The organism is Paenibacillus sp. Z6-24, from assembly GCF_054161335.1.
On the sequence record NZ_CP096398.1, the window covers coordinates 554,967 to 573,751 of the forward strand.

The window sequence follows — 18,785 nt, forward strand, 5'->3', positions numbered from 1 at the left end:
GCCGGGATCAATTCCATTCAGGGAGATACAAGTGGATAAGGACACTGTGGTAAAGACCATACTTTGCCGGAATGCTGTAAGCCCAAGATTGCGATTGCAACAGCAAAGGAGAGGTATATCATGAGGAAATCATGGAGCCTGGGGATATGCGGTATGGTAGTAGTGTTCATGACAATTGGTTTGTGGAGTACAGCAGGTTATGCAGCGGCGGATTCGAATGTGCAGCCCATTCAGCAGCGGCCTCTTAATTTGCCTGCTAGCTTCCCTGTTCCCGATGATGCGCAGACCGTTACAGCAGTGCAGAATAGTACTGATGAGGAGAAGTTTGTTCTGTTCACGTTTCAGACCCGGCTAAGTATGGAAACGCTGGCCAAGACCTACAGCGAGTATTTCCGTGAGCACGATATGCAGGATGCGATCGAGACGATAAGCGAGCGCAAGATGGTCATTCAGGGGACCAACGAGGCGGCTCGCCAAAATTGGATTTTGACTGCAGTGCCCGTCGCATCCACCGATGGACAGGTAGAATTGACGGTCGTCTGGACCGATGAACGCTGAGCAAATCAATCATAATAGATGAATGGTGCCGGTATACAGTAAAGTGGCTGTGATGTACGTACCGGATTGTATAGAAGCGCGGACACCTGATTTTCCGGGTTCCGCGTATTTTTGTAAATAACGACCTATATTCATATGGTTTATATGGTAATAAACACAAATTTTATTTGATGTAATTCATGCGCATAACAATGAGCAATGAAATGAGTAAAAGAAGATGTTCTTTATTATCATACCTATATCGCCTAAATAACTGTTAAAAAAGGATGGACTGATACGCATAATATGATAATATACAATTAAGTACTGAAATTTGACTTCATTTTAATGATTACACTACAATGTGTAGTGTGAGGTGGCGTAGATCAAGATGAAAATACAAAATTTTAAAGTGGGTGCCACAGGGATGGATCGCTTTTTTGGCCCGTTGGAAGCACAGGTTATGAATGTGCTGTGGGACATGGACCATCCGATGACGATCAGGGAAGTACAGACATCGCTCAAGTCGGCCAAGCCGCTTAGCTTCAATACGGTGATGACGGTCATGAACCGTCTCGTCGACAAGGGCGCCCTCCTCAAACAGAGCGAAGGCAGAAGCTTTCATTACATTCCGTCGGAAAGTCGCGCAGAATTTTTGAACAATCAATCCAGGGAATTAACTCATGAATTAATGGAAGAGTTCGGATCACTCGCTGTAAACCACATGGTGGATGTACTGGAAGAGGTGGATCCTCAACTTATTCAAGCCTTGGAGGAAAAGATCAGACAATGGAAAAACAACGGGTAGAATGGTGGCAACGTCGTTCCGTGAGACTGCTGAAGACAGGGCTGTTCATCACTTTGTTTACGATGGGTCTGATGGTGATGTACGCACTGCATGTATTTTTCGGTTGGAATATTCCGTTTGACTTGTTGCGCATCTGCAATCAGTGGATGCAGGCACATGGCTGGCTGTCGGTGAGCCATCTGCTGGAGACGCTGGTCCTGTGCACATTTGTGCTGTATATTGGTTATGGACTGGATCAGTGGTATGGATCATTTCGGGCGATGCGGCGCTTCCTTCAGCTGGAGAATCACCGGCTGTCGGCAGACTACAATAAGCGCTACAGCCCGGATGGTCGGGATGTATTTTTGATCGTCTCGTGTGAGCAGCCGTTAGCGTTGACGATCGGTATTGTGAACCGGCGCATCGTATTGTCCGAAGGACTGTTATCCCTGTTAAATGAGGATGAACGGCAGGCGGTACTGCACCACGAACTATTTCATTATCATCAGCGTGATCCGCTGACGGCGTTCCTGCTGAGACAGGCAGCCTGTGCGCTGTGGTTTTTGCCGGTTGTTCGGACGTTGGCACTGCATTACAAAATCTCACGCGAAATTTTGGCGGATAATTATGCGATTGAGCGTCTTGGTACGCCTGTAGGCCTTGGCGGCGCGCTGCTGAAGCTGGTCAAACGCTCCCGTTCCCGGATGGAAGTGTCGGCACGTATGATCTATACGTCCTTTGCAGACACATCGCTGAATTACCGGATACAACGGATTATCGACCCGCAGAGTGGACTGTCGCCCCGATTTCCATGGTGGTCGATTCTTGTCTCCCTGCCGGTGCTGATTCTGCTCAGTACTTTGTTATTATGGTCGCTGATATGAGTAAAATGAAGGCCGGACATGCTGAATGTAAGGCATGTCCGGCGCAGCGGTTTTATTTTATACCATAACACTACAGTATGTAGTGTAAAGCTATCAAGGAGGCGTTGTAATGAATATGACAAGAAGAAATGTGGAAGTGGGAATACTGATTACGAGAGTGCTGACAGGACTAATATTCTTGCTGCATGGCCTGTCCAAGTTTCAGGGTGGAATCGGCGGCACGATGGGATTCTTTCAGGGGATGGGATTGCCGGGCTGGCTGGCTCCGGTTGTAGCTGTACTGGAAATTGCTGGAGGGATCGCACTTATCGTCGGATTGTTCACCCGGATCGCCGGTGTCGTAACAGCCTGCATCATTGTGGGTACTCTCGTTACTGCGCACAAAGGGGATCCGTTCCTGATGGGTACCGAGTTCAACTATCTGCTGCTGATTACGAGTCTGCAGATGGCGATCAGCGGCAGCGCACTGCTGTCGCTGGACGGTATGTTCTGGGGCAGAGAACGCAGTCAGAACCGCCGCCTGGCAGAGAATGGATAACGATAGCATTCAGCTGTTTATCGGTTGATTCCGCTATGAATGATTCGAGGCATAACAGAAGGTATACTCGGAGGACGCGATTATCCGTGTCCTCTTTTGTCGTGTCCAAATTCATCTGATAATTTTGTGGAAACACTATGGAAAAGATACAGGTGTAAGTATCATACATGTGTCGAACTTTCACCAAATTTCGATTCGTTTCGGTGATTATCTAAATAATTAACATGGATTGGGCGATATATACATTATTATGGGTACTGCCAGCTCTATTTATAGAAGAGCCGTATATATTACTTAGAGGAAAGAGTGTGAAATACATGGGGAAGAAATTCAAAAGGCTTAAGCTACGCTGGTCAATCCGCAATCAGCTTATTGTGGCGTTTGCGATTGTGCTGCTCGCCCCGAGTCTTGTGATCAGTATCAGTATGTACAATAATGCCAAGGCACAGGTAGCCAGCCAGCTGATTACCAGTGCCAATGAAACGGTGAAGACAGCGAATAATTTTGTAAGCAGCTCGCTGGATGCCAAGTTCCATGATGCGGAAGTATTGTCGGGCTTATTTAACGAGTCCATGATCGAAGGGCGGCTGAGTCCGCAGATTGTTTCCCGGCTAACGCAGTATATTAAGCTGCATCCGGAAGCAATTGATGTATTTGTAGGTACGCCTGATGGTACGATGATCCGTGGTGTTCCGAAGGAAAATGAGAATGGATATGATCCGCGTGAGCGTGACTGGTACAAGCAGGCTATTGCTGCACCGGGGACAACGGTCATGACTTCTGTCGTGATCAATTCCAGCAATAAGCCGGTCGTTGTAATTGCGCGTACCCTCCCGGATAATTCCGGCGTACTGGGTATCTCGCTGAACCTGGAAAATATCGCCAAGCAGGCAGATATTCAGGTCGGCCTTGAAGGATATGTGATTGTACTCGACAAGGACCAGAATTATGTGGTTAGCCGTAATGGCAAGCCAGGTGAAAAAGCAACAGGTGGCTATTTGCCAACCATGTATAGTCAGGATCATGGCAAGATTGATTATACTTTTGAGAACCGTCCCAAACAGATGGTATTCCTGACCAATCCGACAACGGGCTGGAAAATTGCCGGAACCATGTATACGAGTGAAGTGGATACAGCGGTAGAGCCTGTCCGTAACCAAGCCATTCTAATTGTAGGTATCTCTATTCTGATCGCTGCCATTATCGTCTTCTTCTGTATCCGTATGATTATGAAGCCGATTCAGCGGCTTCGTCAGACAACCACACTCATCAGTGGCGGTGACCTGACGGTAGAAATCGATCAGAGCAAAAATAACGAAATTGGAGACCTGGCGCGGGACTTTGCCGGTATGGTGAACAGCCTGCGCGATATGATTGAGAACGTCAAGGATACCACCGACAATGTCTCCTCGGCTTCCGAAGAGCTGGCTGCCGGTGCCGAAGAAACAGGACGCTCGGTAGAGCATGTAACAATGGCGATTCAGGAAGTGGCGACCGGCAGCGAACGTCAGGTGGCGAGTGTGAATCAGGGAGCTGCTGCTATCCAGCGAATGTCCGAGCGGGTAGCGGAAATTTCCAGTCATGTCAATGAAGTCAGCCAGACGATGAATGACGCTGCCAAAGCCGCTGTCAAAGGAAATGAATCCGTAATTGATGTGGTACAGAAAATATATGAGATTCAGCTTACCGTCGACAAGCTGAGCGAAATAATTACACAGATGAACAATCAGTCTTCCGAGATTGATAGTATCGTCGATCTGATCCGTAATATTGCCAAGCAGACGAATCTGCTGGCCCTGAACGCTTCGATCGAAGCAGCCAGAGCAGGTGAACATGGCAAGGGATTTGCCGTTGTCGCAGAGGAAGTTCGCAAGCTGGCTTCCGAATCCGGCGATTCCGCACAGCGTATCAGTGATCTGATTACCGGTATGCAGGGTGTGGTTACCCAATCACTGGATGTTATGGCACAGGCCAAGCAGAACGTGGAAGGCGGTATTATCGCGGTCGATACGTCCGGCCGTTCGTTCTCCAAAATCAACCGCTCGATCAAGGCCGTATCCCGCAAAATGGATGATGTGTCCGGCACAACCGATCAGCTGAACAGTGAAGCCGATGCAGTGGTCGCTTCCATTGAAGAAATCGCCAGCATCTCTGACCAGTCCGCCAGCAATACCGAGACGATCTCTGCAGCAGCGCAGCAGCAGCTTGCTTCGATGGAGGAAGTGTCCAGCGCGGCAACCGATCTGACACGTCTGGCCGAACAGCTGCAGCACGTCGTATCACGTTTCAAACTATAAGAACAGGTAACCTCATAACAAAATAGATCTTGGTTGTTTAATCTTGCAGCCGCTGCTCCATATATGTATGAGGAGCAGCGGCTGCTTTTTGCTGCAGCGTATAGCTGCCCCTTTGCAGAACTATTGCATCATAATAGTAAGCTATGGTTAATATTTGGCGAAAAGGACGGCTTGGCATTTGTCCGACCGTTCACAAGCGACAGTCTCGGGGAGGAACAGATATGATCACATTGTATCCGGCAAGCGAACGATTTCATTTTGAAGAGGAATGGCTGCGCGGAAGTCACAGCTTTTCCTTTGGGGAGTATCAGGACCCTGTCAATACGGGATTTGGCGCACTGCGTGTATTTAATGACGATATGATCGCACCGGGTTATGGATTTGGGGCGCACTCGCACAGCGATATGGAGATCGTATCGATCGTGCTGCAGGGGCAGCTGCGGCATGAGGATAATATCGGCAATATGACGGTCAGTTCATTCGGAGGCATTCAGCGCATATCTGCAGGCAAAGGTATTGTGCATACCGAGCATAATGCATCCAACGAGACGGCCTGCAATCTGCTTCAGCTATGGTTTGAACCGGAAGCGAGCGGTCTGGAACCGTCCTATATGAGTGCTTCCTACAATCCGGCTTCACTAAGCGGTCGTCTGCTGCCAGTGGTCAGCCGCCAGGGTGGAGAGCATCAGGCTACGATCCACCAGGATCTGACCATTTACCTGAGCCGTCTGGAAAAAGGGCAGCAGATCGAGTTTGTACAAAAGCCGAATCGGCGTACCTATCTGTTCGTGATCCATGGTGCCCTGCGGCTTAATAATGAAGAGGTACTCAGTCGCAGGGATGCAGCCCGGCTGGAGCGGGAAAGCCGTCTGCAGCTGCAGGCGGAAGAAGCGGTATTTTTCCTGCTGATCGATTTGCCCTGAGGAGGAGAACGAATAAAAGAATCTGTAGATTGCTGTGAGGATTCGCTATTTACCGACCGATTACCGGGCGTGAGCCAAACAAATCCTTTGACTTTCTTCGAACATATGTGCTCTAATTAAATAGATACACTTCTAATGATTGCAGGAAAGACCGCTTATTTCACTCAAATGGGTTCCGGCTGATCTGCATTTTTTTATGGACACGTCTAAAATCCTGCATCACTTAACCTCTCAACGATGGCCTTTTGCCGTCACTTTCACCGTTTGGGCACACTGTTTTCAGCTGCTATCTTCAATCCTCACATGTACTTGCTGCCGGTATGCAGATAGCAATTTTAGTATAGGTCCGGCTCGGGAAATGCAGCCTCTGTGCTGAAATTTTCACACCGGAGACAGAAGGATTAATCCAGGCAAGCAGCTTCATCAATAGGCCCGATCAGCGGCCACAGGAGGCAAGCGTATGAATTTAACGGATGAACAGGTAATGCATGAGCAGTTTGGTGTCGGAAAGGTGCTGGAGAACGATGATGAACGAATCACCGTGATGTTCTCCGAGGAAGTGGGACGCAAAGTATTTGTATTCCCCGATGCTTTTGGCACTCATCTGAAAATTGACAAGCCGGAGATACAGGATACGCTTTACAAAGCGTATGAAGCCAAGCGCAAACAACAGGCAGCCGATAAGCTTCAGTTCGATCAGGACCGTGCGGAAGAAGCAATCCGTGTAGCTGCCGAACAGGAGAAAAACCGTAAACCTGCCCGTAAAAAACCAGCGGTACGCAAGTAACCGTCTGCATACGATGATCCTTTAGCAGCGGCCCGTCAGTGATCTGATGAGGCCGTGTTTTATGTTGTGCGGATAGTTTGAGAGATTGGAAAAAAGATTAAATTTAAATAATCTGTACCATTTAACGGAAATGCGGGTAAGGACATAAGAGAAGGCTCTGTCAGGTATGAAGAATGGTTTTGTCACCGGCATATAAGATTACGGTATATGTTGATCTGTTGTCAAAGAGTCAGGGGCAGATCCTTGGCAGATGCGTTTATACTATGCAGTGAAGGAGAGTTGTCCGTATTATGAACATACAAAATGGTGATAAATCGCAGGCCAGGCAGGCGATTTTGATCGGAGATTATGGGGAGGATGCCCCTTACCATCCATTGGATCAGATCGAGAACCATGTTCGCGAACTGATGCCGCAGGGTTGGGAACTGCATGTATCGGATGATTACGATATGCTGGATATGGAACGTCTGGAAGCTTATGACCTCTGCATTGTCTACACCGATGCATTTAACAAGAAAATCAACCCCAAACACACAGCCGGCATTATTACATATGTAGTAAATGGAGGCGGATTGATGATACTCCACTGCGGTGTCTCGCTCCAGGAGACCAGTTATGAGCTCAGGCAGCTGATGGGCGCGCAGTATGGCGGCCATGAGGAATACGGTGCACTGGAGATGCACATCGCTTCACCGGGTCATCCGATTATGAAGGGAATCCATTCCTTCGTCATGGAAGAGGAACCTTATGAATTCACGCTGCTGCCGGGTGTGGAACGAACCATTCTGATGGAATACACGATGAATGGCGATACCTGGCCGGCAGCCTGGTGTTCCCATTATGGCTTGGGACGCACCGTATATCTGATGCCTGGACACCATGCGGCTTCCTTTGCCTATCCGGAATGCCGGACTATGATTGCGCAGAGTATCTGCTGGGTCGCAGGCTGCGATTGAGCGGGCACAAACCTACCGGGAGTTCAGGTTATACCGGATTAGGCATATGGCTGCCAAACCGTTATACTAGAGAGAGATGGACCATGCATGGACATGTTGCCATGAGCCGGTAAAGATGATTTTACCGGAGTATGCCAATATGCAGCTGATTGTTGTTGAGCCTTGACCGTACTTTACTTCATGTCAGGAGGAATAGAGATGAGCGATTTGTTCAAAAGAGCGTTATCCCTGGGACTGGGTGCTACTGTAGTTAGTAAGGAAAAGGTAGAAAAAGCGGTAAATGATCTGGTCAAACGCGGAGAATTGGCCCCATCCGAATCCCGTGCACTGGTTGATCGTCTGATGGACCGTGGTGCGGAAGAACAGAATCAGATGAAGGACTGGATGCGTGGTCAGATCCAAAAAATGCTGACCGAGCTGGATATTCCGACCAAGGAAACCGTCGAACAATTACAGCAGCGGATTACTGTTCTGGAAAAGCGTCTGGCTGAGCAGGAACAGCAGCAGCCGCCATTGTTATAAGATGTCTCTGCATATCCGGCATGCCGGAAGGTATAGGGAAATCGCCATGGCGCTCATGCGTCATGGCTTTGGTTATATGGTCGAAGAGATGGGACTTCACCGTATGCTGGCGATTCCGCTGAAGCTGGCACGCCGTGATGTCCACGGCATTCGTACACTTGCGGAGCGGATTCGCCTTGTGCTCGAGGAATTGGGTCCTACCTTTGTCAAGCTGGGACAACTCGCGAGTACACGTTCGGATCTGCTGCCTGAGAACGTCATTAATGAACTGGTCAAGCTGCAGGATCAGGTACCGCCTTTTCCGGGAGAAGAGGCACGCCAGATTATTGAGCTGGAGCTGGGTATGAGTCTGGAAGAGATGCTGGAGACTTTTCAGGAACAACCGGTGGCTGCCGCCTCGATTGGGCAGGTGCATCTGGGTAAGTTGCATACGGGTGAAATGGTGGCGATCAAAGTACAGCGTCCAGGCGTATCCCGTGTAGTACAGCGGGATCTGGAGATTCTGCAGGATCTGATCTCACTGGCCAAGCGTCATCTGGAATGGGTCGCCCAGTATAATGTAGAAGAAATCATCGAAGAGTTCTCCAAATCCATGCGCGAAGAGCTCGACTATAATATTGAAGGCCGTAATATGGAGCGGATCGGTCAGAATTTTGAAAAAGACCGCCGGATTCATATTCCGAAAACGTACTGGAATTACACATCTGCCCGCGTTCTAACCATGGAATTTGTCGACGGCATTCATATGGGGAAGCCGGATGATATTGTGGAGCAGGGACTGAAGCTGCCAGATGTGGCCCAGCGCCTCGTGGACTCGATGCTGCAGCAGATTTTTATCGACGGCTTTTTCCATGCCGATCCGCATCCGGGCAATCTGCTGGCACTGCGTGATGGGCGGATCGCCTATCTGGACTTTGGCATGATGGGCCGGCTAAGCAGTGATACGAAGAACGGCATGGCCGGCTTTGTCATCGCCCTGCTGCGCAAAAATACAGATAGCATGGTCCGGGCCGTCATGCGGCTCGGATTTGTGCCCGAGGATATTAACATGTCTGCGCTGCGTAATGAGCTGGAGCGGCTGCGGGAAAAGTATTATGATCTGCCGTTCTCCCAGATCGATCTCGGAGAAGCGCTGAATGAGATGTTCGCGATTATCCGCCAGTACAAGATTGATATTCCGACCGATCTGGCATTGCTCGGTAAGGCGCTAATCACGCTGGAAGGTGTCATTGAGCGGCTAGACCCGTCACTGAGCATTCTGAATATGGCGGAGCCATTTGGCCGCCGGCTGCTCAGTGAGCGCTACAGTCCAAGCAAGATCCGCCAGCGGATTACGGATGGTGCATTCCAGGCGGTAGAAATTCTCACCGATCTGCCGCGTCAGGCGTCCGAGCTGTCACGGGTGATCCGCTCCGGCAAGCTCAAGGTGGAAGTCAGCGTGCCAGAGCTCGGGGAGCTGCTGCATAAGATGGACCAGATCAGCAATCGGCTCGCCTTTAGCATCGTGCTGCTGGCATTCAGCATCATTATGGTCGGATTGATTATCGGTTCGTCCCTGAGGGATCAGACACCGATTCTATGGGGACTGCCTGTTGTGGAGATCGGCTTTGCCATTGCCACATTGATGGTAATCTGGCTGCTGGTCGTCATTTTCAGGTCAGGACGATTTTAGTACAGATCCTCTGCTGCCCGAAGACCGAGCGGTCAGCTGGATCAGCTGCTCTCCGACAGATAGACCTGATTGAATGCGAAAATATGTTCAGCCTGTAGGCTTATCATGCGCTTTGTCCGAAAGACGGTAATGTTTTGGTTACTGCCTTTTGGACAGGGCGTTTTTGTTATACAAAACTGGTTACGCTTACATTTTAATTAATCCGGCGATACAGCAATTAATAGTAGAGACATTGCTTAAAATTAGTTATAATGAAAATCTATCTTTGCCACGGACCCGGGTTTCCTGCGAGAGGAAAGCCATTTCAAATCAAACAAGCACTGTGCTTCATCTGATCAGTAACGTCCGGAAGTTGTACCCATTCAATCGGATCGTTGTCACATGTCTGAAAGAGGAAAATCATGAACTACAAGCAACAATGGTTCGGTAATATCCGCACGGATGTACTTGCCGGTATTACTGTAGCCCTGGCCCTTATACCGGAAGCGATTGGCTTCTCCATTATTGCAGGTGTCGATCCGATGGTCGGCCTGTATGCTTCCATCTGTATTGCAATTGTTATTTCGTTCGCAGGCGGCCGTCCGGGTATGATCTCGGCGGCGACTGGAGCGATTGCCGTGTTGGTCGGTACGCTGGTCGCCCAGCATGGTGTGGAATATCTGTTTGCCGCGACGATTCTGGCGGGGATTTTCCAGATTATACTCGGTTGGCTCAAGATCGGGCGGTTTATTACCTTTATCCCGCAATCCGTCATGACCGGATTCGTCAATGCACTGGCAATCGTTATCTTCTCGGCCCAGCTGCCGCAGTTTGTCGGAGCGAACTGGCTGATGTATGCACTGGTAGCGCTGACGCTGGCGATCATCTACATTTTGCCGCTGTTCACGAAGGCGATGCCTGCTCCGCTGGTGGCGATTATTATCGTCTCGCTGCTGACGTACTTCCTGCATTTGGACGTGCGTACGGTTGGTGATATGGGCGAGCTGAGCAATCAGCTGCCATTTTTCCATCTGCCGGTTGTGACAATCAGCTGGGATCTGTTTATTACGGTACTGCCATATTCGATCTCGATTGCTTTTGTCGGCTTGCTCGAGTCGCTGCTTACTGCAACCATTGTCGATGAGATGACTGAGACACGCAGCAACAAGAACCGCGAAGCACAGGGACAGGGGCTTGCGAATATCGTGAGCGGCTTCTTTGGCGGAATGGCGGGCTGCGCCATGATCGGCCAGTCGGTCATTAATGTAAAGTCCGGCGGACGGGGCAGACTGTCTACCTTTATCGCCGGAGCTTTCCTGCTGGTGCTGCTCGTCGTACTCGGGACGATCGTCCGCGAAGTGCCGATGGCAGCGCTCGTCGGTGTCATGATCATGGTCTCCATCGGCACATTCAGCTGGAATTCGCTCGTGACGATTCACAAGATTCCGCTCGCCGAAGCGGTCATTATGGTAACAGTGGTAGTGATCGTCGTACTGACCGACAATCTGTCGATCGGTGTGGGCGTCGGTGTTGTGATGAGCGCACTGCGGTTTGGCTGGAAAATGTCACAGTTGGACATTACCGAAGCGGAAGACTCCACCGCTGCGCATCGGGTATATCAGGTGCGTGGACAGATGTTCTTTGGCACCATGAGCCAGTTTGTGGATCACTTCGCTCCTGCGGACGATTCCAAGGAGATTACGATCGATTTTGCCCGCTCCCATATCTGGGATCATTCGGCGGTCATCGGTATCGGCAAGCTCAAGGAAAAATATGAACAGCTGGGCAAGCAGGTTCATATTCGCGGTCTGAATGAAGAAAGTCGCCAATTGTACGAAAAACTCGGCCGTTCTGCCCCTTCCGGGCATTGACGCGGCGGGAAATAAACGTTATATTGACGCTATAGCTGTCGTTAGAATGGTCGGTAATCTCAGGCTGCAGCCTGTGTTGGGCTGCGGATGATCATAATGGTATCTGTCACGGACAGATGCAGAAGCATCGGTATCACGCCGGTGCTTCTTTTTACGAATGCTGCATGGTATACAATATGAAAAGACAGGTGAAATCATTGAAAAATTTTAATTCATTCGGCATCTCGCCAGCGGCGGTTGAACTGCTGGCCGTCAACGGAATTACCGAGGCGACCGAAGTTCAGGAAGCTTCTATCCCTGCGCTGATGAACGGCGAAGATGCAATCGTACAGGCGAAGACCGGTACAGGTAAAACACTGGCCTTTTTGCTGCCCATTTTTGAAAAATTGAATCTGAATGTAACCGGCGCACCGCAGGCGCTTATCGTTGCACCTACACGCGAGCTGGCTCTGCAGATCGCTACCGAAGCCCGCAAGCTGGCAGATGCCTACGAAGGTGTTCGTATTCTCGCTGCCTATGGCGGCCAGGATGTGGAACGTCAGCTGCGCAAACTGGAAGGCGGCTGTCATCTGGTCGTAGGTACACCGGGACGTCTGCTCGACCATATGGGCCGCGGTACACTCGATATGACCAAGATCCGTACGCTCGTGCTCGATGAAGCCGATCAGATGCTGCATATGGGTTTTCTCAAGGAAGTGGAACAGATCATTATGGCGACATCCCCATCCCGCCAGACAATGCTGTTCTCTGCGACGATGCCGGATGGTATCCGCCGTCTGTCCGCCCAGTATATGCGCAAACCACGCGATTTCCGTGTCGGTACGGAAGAAACCGTACCGCTCAATCTGATCCGTCAGCTGGTCGTGGAATGTACACCACGCGGCAAGCTGGCTGCACTGCGTGAATATATTGAACGGGAACGTCCGTATCTGGCCGTTATTTTCTGCCGGACCAAGCGCCGGGCTGCTGCGCTGAACGAAGAGCTGCAGCAGATGGGCTACGCCTCGGACGAGCTGCATGGCGATTTGTCCCAGAACAAGCGGGAGCAGGTTATGAAAGCATTCCGTGAGGCCAAACTGCAGCTGCTGGTTGCTACCGACGTGGCTGCACGCGGTATCGATGTTGAAGGGGTTACCCACGTATTCAACTATGATATCCCTCAGGATGTGGAATATTATATTCACCGGATCGGACGTACAGGCCGTGCAGGCGGCAAAGGCCGTGCGATTACCTTTGTAACGCCGCATGACCGTCAGGAACTGGAACAGATCGAACGCCAGACGAGTCAGAAACTGCCGCGCGAGATCTCCCAGACCTCCGCACAGTCGGAAGACTCCGGCGAACTGCTGTCCAATGTTCGTCCCAAGTCCCAACGTACCGGCGGCGCAGGCGGTCGTACCGGCAAAAACAAACGCAGTGAGAACGGCAGCCGTCAAGCACGCGGCAGTTACCGTGATGAGCCATCCGGCCGTGCCGGTGGCAGACGCGGCAGCGGGCGTCCTTCCGATCGTCCGGCTTCCGGCGCTGACAGCACAGGTACCGGCGGACGCGGCGGCAAGAATAAGCGCAGCGAGAATTCAGCACGTCCAGCCAAAGCGACCAGCACGCTGACAGGCGCTATGGCACGTCGTACCGATGAATCCGGTTCATTCCGTCGTGATTCCACCAAAGCAGCAAAAGGTTCTGGCGCCAGTGCAGGTGGTCGTACCCGCGAGTACGGCAAGAGCGGCGGTAAAGGTGGCAGCGCGTCATCCCGTCCAGGCAGCAGTCGCCAAGCAAGCAGCCGTCCAGGCCAATCCGGCCGCAGTTCCGACAGCAGAGGCCGCGGCGGCAAACGTTAATCGCCGTCAATGATTCGGATAGACAGGATCATGCAGCTCCTGCAAAAGGGTAAGCATATGCTGATTTGAATAGGTATCCCGGCAGCCCCTTGTCTGTATAAGGGGCTGTTTGATATGCCGGGTGGAATAAATGGTCTGTAAACAGGCAGGCAGCAGCTGAACTGCGTCGCAGGTACTCTTTTGCCGAATGGGATAAATACACCGCTGGGACACATGTCCTTTTCATCGGATAGGCAGCTGTTCGTATAATAGACAGTAGATCCGCTATGGACAGAATAGAAATAGATAGCGCCAGGAGATGGAGCCGAAGACAGGGAATCGGACCGTTCCGGCGATCATACAGGAATATGGGAGGAATCATAACCGCATGAAAGGAATCATTTTTGCCCTGCTGGGCGGCGCATGCATTACCCTGCAGGGTGTAGCCAACAACCGGATCAGTCAGGATATCGGCACATGGCAGGCAGCTACGATTACCCAGCTGACCGGATTTATTCTGGCAGCACTGGTGCTGCTCGTTGTAAGGGACGGCAGCTGGCAGGGATTCAAGCAGGTGAAGCCGCTGTACTGGTTTGGCGGTGCGCTGGCTTCGGTTATTATTTACAGTGAAGTGATGGCGATTCAGTATGTGGGAGTGACACTGACGGTGTCTGCGCTGCTGATTGCCCAGCTGTGTGTGACTTTTTTGATCGATCTGAGAGGCTGGTTTGGCGTGGTTCGGAAGAAGATGACGGTACCACAGTTTATCGGCATTCTGATGATGATCGGCGGCGTGGTCATTCTCAAGCTGTAAGGATAGACAGGAACAGGACCAATGGCATTACCGGTCCACAGGCATAAATGATAGGGGATCAAGACATAATAATGAACCAATAAGGAGTGTACACTCATGATTTTAGGTATTTTGCTGGCGGTTGTCGCCGGCTCACTGGTCAGTCTGCAGACCGTTTTTAACAATCAGGTGAACGCCCGTGCAGGTTCCTGGGCGACGACTACGCTGGTACTGGGCATGGGATTTATCGCTTCACTGACAGCGAGTCTGATTTTTGAGGGAAAAGGAACCTTTTCGCTTCAGCATATGCAGCTGTGGTACTGGATCAGCGGAGCGATCGGCGTAGGTGTCGTGTTCTGTCTGGTACAGGGCATCCGACTGCTCGGCCCGACCTTCTCCACCTCAATCGTATTGATCGCCCAGCTGGCAACGGCGCTGCTGTTCGATTCGGCCGGCTGGCTCGGTCTGGAACAGATTCCGCTGACACCCGGCAAAATTATCGGGGTACTGGTCGTGGTCGCCGGTATTCTCGTCTTCAAATTTGGCGGTAGACGCAAGACACATGTGGAAGAAACCAACCCGTCTTCCCAGCCACAGAATTAAGCATTTGGGAATGAGGAAATAAGGACGAAAAGTCTCCCGGCAGCTCGTATGCCGGGAGATTTTTGCTGTCTGTCATACAGGCGGTGGTTGGTCATACAGGCAGTTAACGTACGAAGCGTGTCATCGATCCGGCTGCCGGATAACAGAGACACCTGCTGCAATACTGATTCATTGGGATGGAATTGAAGTGAAAAGATATTATGAAGTTGCCGAATACAATGCTAAGCTAACGATAGATAAAATTTGAACAGATAGGAGAACTGCGAATGAGTATAGAGCATATGGAGAAAATGGAGACCCTGCTGCCGGAGTGGCTGGAAACGAGCCGGCTGCGTACAGGACAGGGGGAGGTTGCCTCCTACATTCCCGAACTGGCCAAAGCATCCCACGATACGCTGGGGATTTTTGTCGCCGATTCCCAGGGCAAGACGATTTCGGCAGGAGATTATGGAATTCCGTTTACGATGCAGAGTATTTCCAAAGTATTTACCCTGATTCTCGCCCTGATGGACCATGGCGAAGAAGCGGTTTTCTATAATGTAGGTAAGGAGCCGACCGGCGATGATTTTAATTCCATGATCAAGCTGGAGCTGGTCGAGCCGGGCATTCCCTTTAACCCGCTGATCAATGCAGGAGCGATTACCGTCTCTTCGCTGATTGCCGGAGACAGTCCGGAAGACAAATCCGATCGCATCCTGCAATTTTTCCGCAAGCTCGCTGGTAATAACGGGCTGGATTACAATATGGACGTCTACCATTCCGAGCTGGAGACCGGTGACCTGAACCGATCACTTGCTTACTTCCTCAAGCAAAATGGCGTACTCAAGGACCCGGTGGAGGATGTGTTGTCTGTCTATTTCAAGCACTGTTCGATCGAAGTTAACTGTGCGGATCTGTCACGGATGGCACTGGTTCTGGCTTTTGACGGAGTAGATCCGTGCAATGGGGAGAAGCTGATCCCGCGCCGCTACGTGCAGATCGCCAAGACATTCATGGTCACCTGCGGCATGTACAATGCTTCCGGCGAATTCGCCATCGACGTCGGCATCCCGGCGAAAAGCGGCGTGTCCGGCGGCATCCTCGCCCTGGTGCCCGGACAGTACGGCATCGGCGTCGTAGGTCCATCACTGAACAGCAAAGGCAACAGTATCGCCGGTGTGCATCTGCTGGAGCGCCTGTCCAAGGAATTCAGCTGGAGCCTGTTCTGAGTCGATTGAAATATAAAAGGTAAACAGTGCACAAGCGGACCACTAATTCATTTGGTAGTCCTGCACACTGCATATGGAACAAAAATATGAACAGCCTGAATGAACTGTTCCCCATCGAGCAGGAACGTAAATAATAGGAACGCTTCATTCCCCACCACCAAAGTCTGCCGCCCAACTTCCCTGCAATCCGTAGGAATTTAGGCGGCTTTTTCGCGATATCGGTTGACAAGTGATAATGATTATCAGTATCTTTAAATAGATGAAATTATCATGAAGAATTAACACTTTTTCACAATCCAACAGACAATCAACTATTTTTTCATACTATCATCCATTACTGATGCAGAAAGAGGCTTGCTTATGACTCGCAGTACGTTTGTGAAAGGCCGGCAGACCTCGCCGAAGGAAGAAATCTGGTCGCGTCCTTATGCAGCGCTGCTGATTATCATTGGCGGGCTTGTGCTTTTACTGGCCGGACTGGCCTTTTCGGTCGCAAAGGGCAGTAGGCAGATCCCACTGGACGTGGTCTGGCAGGCGATCGTCGCATTTAACCCGGCCAATCAAGATCATCAGGTGATCTGGGAGCTGCGCCTTCCACGGGCGATTGCCGGTGCGCTTGTCGGCGCCGCTTTTGCAGTCGCTGGTGCGCTGATGCAGGGAATGACACGCAATCCGCTGGCCGATCCCGGGCTGCTTGGGGTGAACGCCGGTGCCGGGTTTATGCTGGCGCTGTGCTTTGCTTTTTTCCCGGGACTTAGCTTTAACCAGCTGATCATGTTTTCCTTTATTGGAGCGGCGATTAGCGTGGTACTCGTCTATGGTATCGGCTCGATTGCCAAAGGCGGACTGACACCGGTTCGTCTGGCGCTGGCGGGTTCCGCCGTAGCGGCGATGCTGGTCGCGCTGTCTGAAGGGATCGCGCTGTATTTCCGGATTTCCCAGGACCTTGCGTTCTGGTATGCAGGTGGTGTGGCCGGGGTGACCTGGTCACAGGTTGATATTCTCTGGCCATGGATTGCTGGTGCTCTGATCGGGGCACTACTGCTGTCCCGGTCGATAACGATTCTCAGTCTGGGCGATGATGTCGCCTCCGGGCTCGGTCAGCGTACCGGTCTGGTGCGCCTCGGCGCGGTACTGGTGGTCATGGTACTGGCAGGAGCTTCTGTCTCCACGGTCGGTGCGATTGGATTCATCGGTCTGATGATTCCCCATGCGGCACGTGCACTGGTCGGCGTCGATTACAAATGGGTCATCCCGACTTCTGCGATTCTGGGCGCGCTGCTGCTTGTGTTTGCCGATACGTTCGGACGGCTGCTGAATCCGCCGACCGAACAACCTGTGAGCGCGCTGATTGCCCTGATCGGGGTTCCTTACTTCTTCTATGTCATTCGGAAGAAAGTGGGGGATACCTTTTGAATCCGATTATTTTTAACCGTAAACGTACGATTCGCACGACGATTACTATCGTCGCGCTGATCGTAATTGCATTTATTACACTGCTGCTCAGCATGAATACAGGTTTTACCAAAATGTCACCGATAGAAGTGCTGCGAACGCTGTTTGGCGGCGGTACACCACGGGACAATCTGATCCTGTTTGAATTCCGGCTGCCGCGTATTGTTATCGCGCTGCTCGTCGGTACGGGGCTGGCGATTGCGGGTGCTATTTTACAGGGGGTATCCCGGAATGCGCTGGCCGATCCTGGGATTCTCGGAATCAACTCCGGAGCGGGACTTGCGGTTGTGCTGTTCGTCGTCACGAACCCGATGCGCGAGTCCGCTTCACCGATGTTTATGCCGTTTCTGGCATTGATCGGCGGCTTTGCAGCGGCGGCGATTATTTATCTGATGGCCTACAAAAAGGACAAGGGCATCTCGTCTTCGCGGCTGGTGCTGTCGGGGATAGCCCTGGCAGCAGGGATCAACGCACTGATGATCGTGCTGACCCTGCAGCTGGACCCGAATGAATTCAACTTTATTGCAACCTGGCAGGCAGGCAGTATCTGGGGCAGCAGCTGGAAATTCGTGCTTGCGCTGCTGCCATGGATTGTCGTCCTGCTGCCAGCCGCCTTATGGAAGGCAAGACAGCTCAATGTATTCTCGCTCGGCGATGATACGGCGACAGGGCTGGGTTCGTATCTGAACAAGCAGCGTCTGCTGCTGCTGATTATCGCGGTCGCACTGAGCGCTTCGTGTGTAGCGGTGAGCGGCGGAATTGGCTTTATCGGTCTGCTGGGTCCGCATATTGCCCGCAGACTCGTTGGACCGCGATATGAGCATGTCATCCCGGTGTCTGCCCTGATCGGAGCGGTGCTGCTGCTGATCGCCGATATGGTCGGCCGGACACTGATGGACAATGCCGAGATTCCGGCCGGCGTCATGGTCGCGATTATCGGTGGCCCGTACTTCCTGTATTTGCTGGCCCGTTCCAGAGCCTGATCTTCTGCAGAAGTATGGGACAATGACCGAAACGTTACATGTAAGCCCATATATACGGCATCTGCCTGGCAGAGCCATTTTCAGCAACACCTGATACTGCCGGATAATTTGCTACTATTATATAAAGCGGCACAGCATACGGATCTGCTGCCGACTGAAAGGGATGGATG

General features: G+C 51.4%; 17 protein-coding genes. All 17 read left to right on the forward strand.

Annotation, left to right across the window (positions count from 1 at the left end; translation table 11 throughout):
- Positions 1 to 120: 120 nt before the first annotated feature.
- Positions 121 to 558 carry a hypothetical protein gene (locus M1D61_RS02405; RefSeq protein WP_458121031.1) on the forward strand — a complete coding sequence of 146 codons (438 nt, stop codon included), beginning with the start codon at positions 121 to 123 and terminating at the stop codon, positions 556 to 558.
- Between the two features lie 370 nt (positions 559 to 928).
- Positions 929 to 1,345, forward strand: a complete 417-nt coding sequence (locus M1D61_RS02410) for a BlaI/MecI/CopY family transcriptional regulator (RefSeq protein WP_458121032.1) — start codon at positions 929 to 931, stop codon at positions 1,343 to 1,345.
- Positions 1,327 to 2,208, forward strand: coding sequence for a M56 family metallopeptidase (locus M1D61_RS02415; RefSeq protein ID WP_458121033.1), 882 nt, complete (start codon positions 1,327 to 1,329; stop codon positions 2,206 to 2,208). Before M1D61_RS02410 ends, M1D61_RS02415 begins: the two co-directional genes overlap by 19 nt.
- 109 nt (positions 2,209 to 2,317) lie before the next feature.
- Positions 2,318 to 2,746, forward strand: a complete 429-nt coding sequence (locus tag M1D61_RS02420) for a DoxX family protein (protein ID WP_458121034.1) — start codon at positions 2,318 to 2,320, stop codon at positions 2,744 to 2,746.
- Positions 2,747 to 3,063: 317 nt separating this feature from the next.
- Complete coding sequence (locus M1D61_RS02425) at positions 3,064 to 5,043, forward strand: methyl-accepting chemotaxis protein (protein ID WP_458121035.1); 1,980 nt, start codon at positions 3,064 to 3,066, stop codon at positions 5,041 to 5,043.
- A 221-nt stretch (positions 5,044 to 5,264) separates the two neighbouring features.
- Entirely contained in the window at positions 5,265 to 5,966 is a 702-nt protein-coding gene (locus M1D61_RS02430; protein WP_458121036.1) for a pirin family protein, read from the forward strand.
- A gap of 460 nt (positions 5,967 to 6,426) precedes the next feature.
- A complete protein-coding gene (locus M1D61_RS02435; RefSeq protein ID WP_458121037.1) occupies positions 6,427 to 6,753 on the forward strand; it encodes a hypothetical protein in 327 nt (108 codons plus the stop codon).
- 290 nt (positions 6,754 to 7,043) lie between these two features.
- On the forward strand, positions 7,044 to 7,709 hold the full coding sequence (locus M1D61_RS02440; protein WP_458121038.1) for a ThuA domain-containing protein: 666 nt from the start codon (positions 7,044 to 7,046) through the stop codon (positions 7,707 to 7,709).
- A 198-nt stretch (positions 7,710 to 7,907) separates the two neighbouring features.
- Positions 7,908 to 8,231, forward strand: a complete 324-nt coding sequence (locus M1D61_RS02445) for a phasin family protein (protein ID WP_046212791.1) — start codon at positions 7,908 to 7,910, stop codon at positions 8,229 to 8,231.
- A gap of 1 nt (position 8,232) precedes the next feature.
- The gene (locus M1D61_RS02450) at positions 8,233 to 9,903 is read left to right on the forward strand and encodes an ABC1 kinase family protein (protein WP_458121039.1); all 1,671 of its coding nucleotides are present in this window, start codon (positions 8,233 to 8,235) and stop codon (positions 9,901 to 9,903) included.
- 401 nt (positions 9,904 to 10,304) lie between these two features.
- On the forward strand, positions 10,305 to 11,753 hold the full coding sequence (locus M1D61_RS02455; RefSeq protein WP_458121040.1) for a SulP family inorganic anion transporter: 1,449 nt from the start codon (positions 10,305 to 10,307) through the stop codon (positions 11,751 to 11,753).
- 197 nt (positions 11,754 to 11,950) lie between these two features.
- Positions 11,951 to 13,594, forward strand: coding sequence for a DEAD/DEAH box helicase (locus M1D61_RS02460; RefSeq protein WP_458121041.1), 1,644 nt, complete (start codon positions 11,951 to 11,953; stop codon positions 13,592 to 13,594).
- A gap of 367 nt (positions 13,595 to 13,961) precedes the next feature.
- The gene (locus tag M1D61_RS02465; protein WP_458121042.1) at positions 13,962 to 14,387 is read left to right on the forward strand and encodes a DMT family transporter; all 426 of its coding nucleotides are present in this window, start codon (positions 13,962 to 13,964) and stop codon (positions 14,385 to 14,387) included.
- 96 nt (positions 14,388 to 14,483) lie between these two features.
- A complete protein-coding gene (locus M1D61_RS02470) occupies positions 14,484 to 14,969 on the forward strand; it encodes a DMT family transporter (RefSeq protein ID WP_458121043.1) in 486 nt (161 codons plus the stop codon).
- Positions 14,970 to 15,235: 266 nt separating this feature from the next.
- The gene (gene glsA / locus M1D61_RS02475) at positions 15,236 to 16,177 is read left to right on the forward strand and encodes a glutaminase A (RefSeq protein WP_458121044.1); all 942 of its coding nucleotides are present in this window, start codon (positions 15,236 to 15,238) and stop codon (positions 16,175 to 16,177) included.
- 360 nt (positions 16,178 to 16,537) lie between these two features.
- Positions 16,538 to 17,593, forward strand: coding sequence for a FecCD family ABC transporter permease (locus M1D61_RS02480; protein WP_458121045.1), 1,056 nt, complete (start codon positions 16,538 to 16,540; stop codon positions 17,591 to 17,593).
- Positions 17,590 to 18,615, forward strand: a complete 1,026-nt coding sequence (locus M1D61_RS02485) for a FecCD family ABC transporter permease (RefSeq protein ID WP_458121046.1) — start codon at positions 17,590 to 17,592, stop codon at positions 18,613 to 18,615. Before M1D61_RS02480 ends, M1D61_RS02485 begins: the two co-directional genes overlap by 4 nt.
- The last annotated feature ends 170 nt before the right edge of the window (positions 18,616 to 18,785 follow it).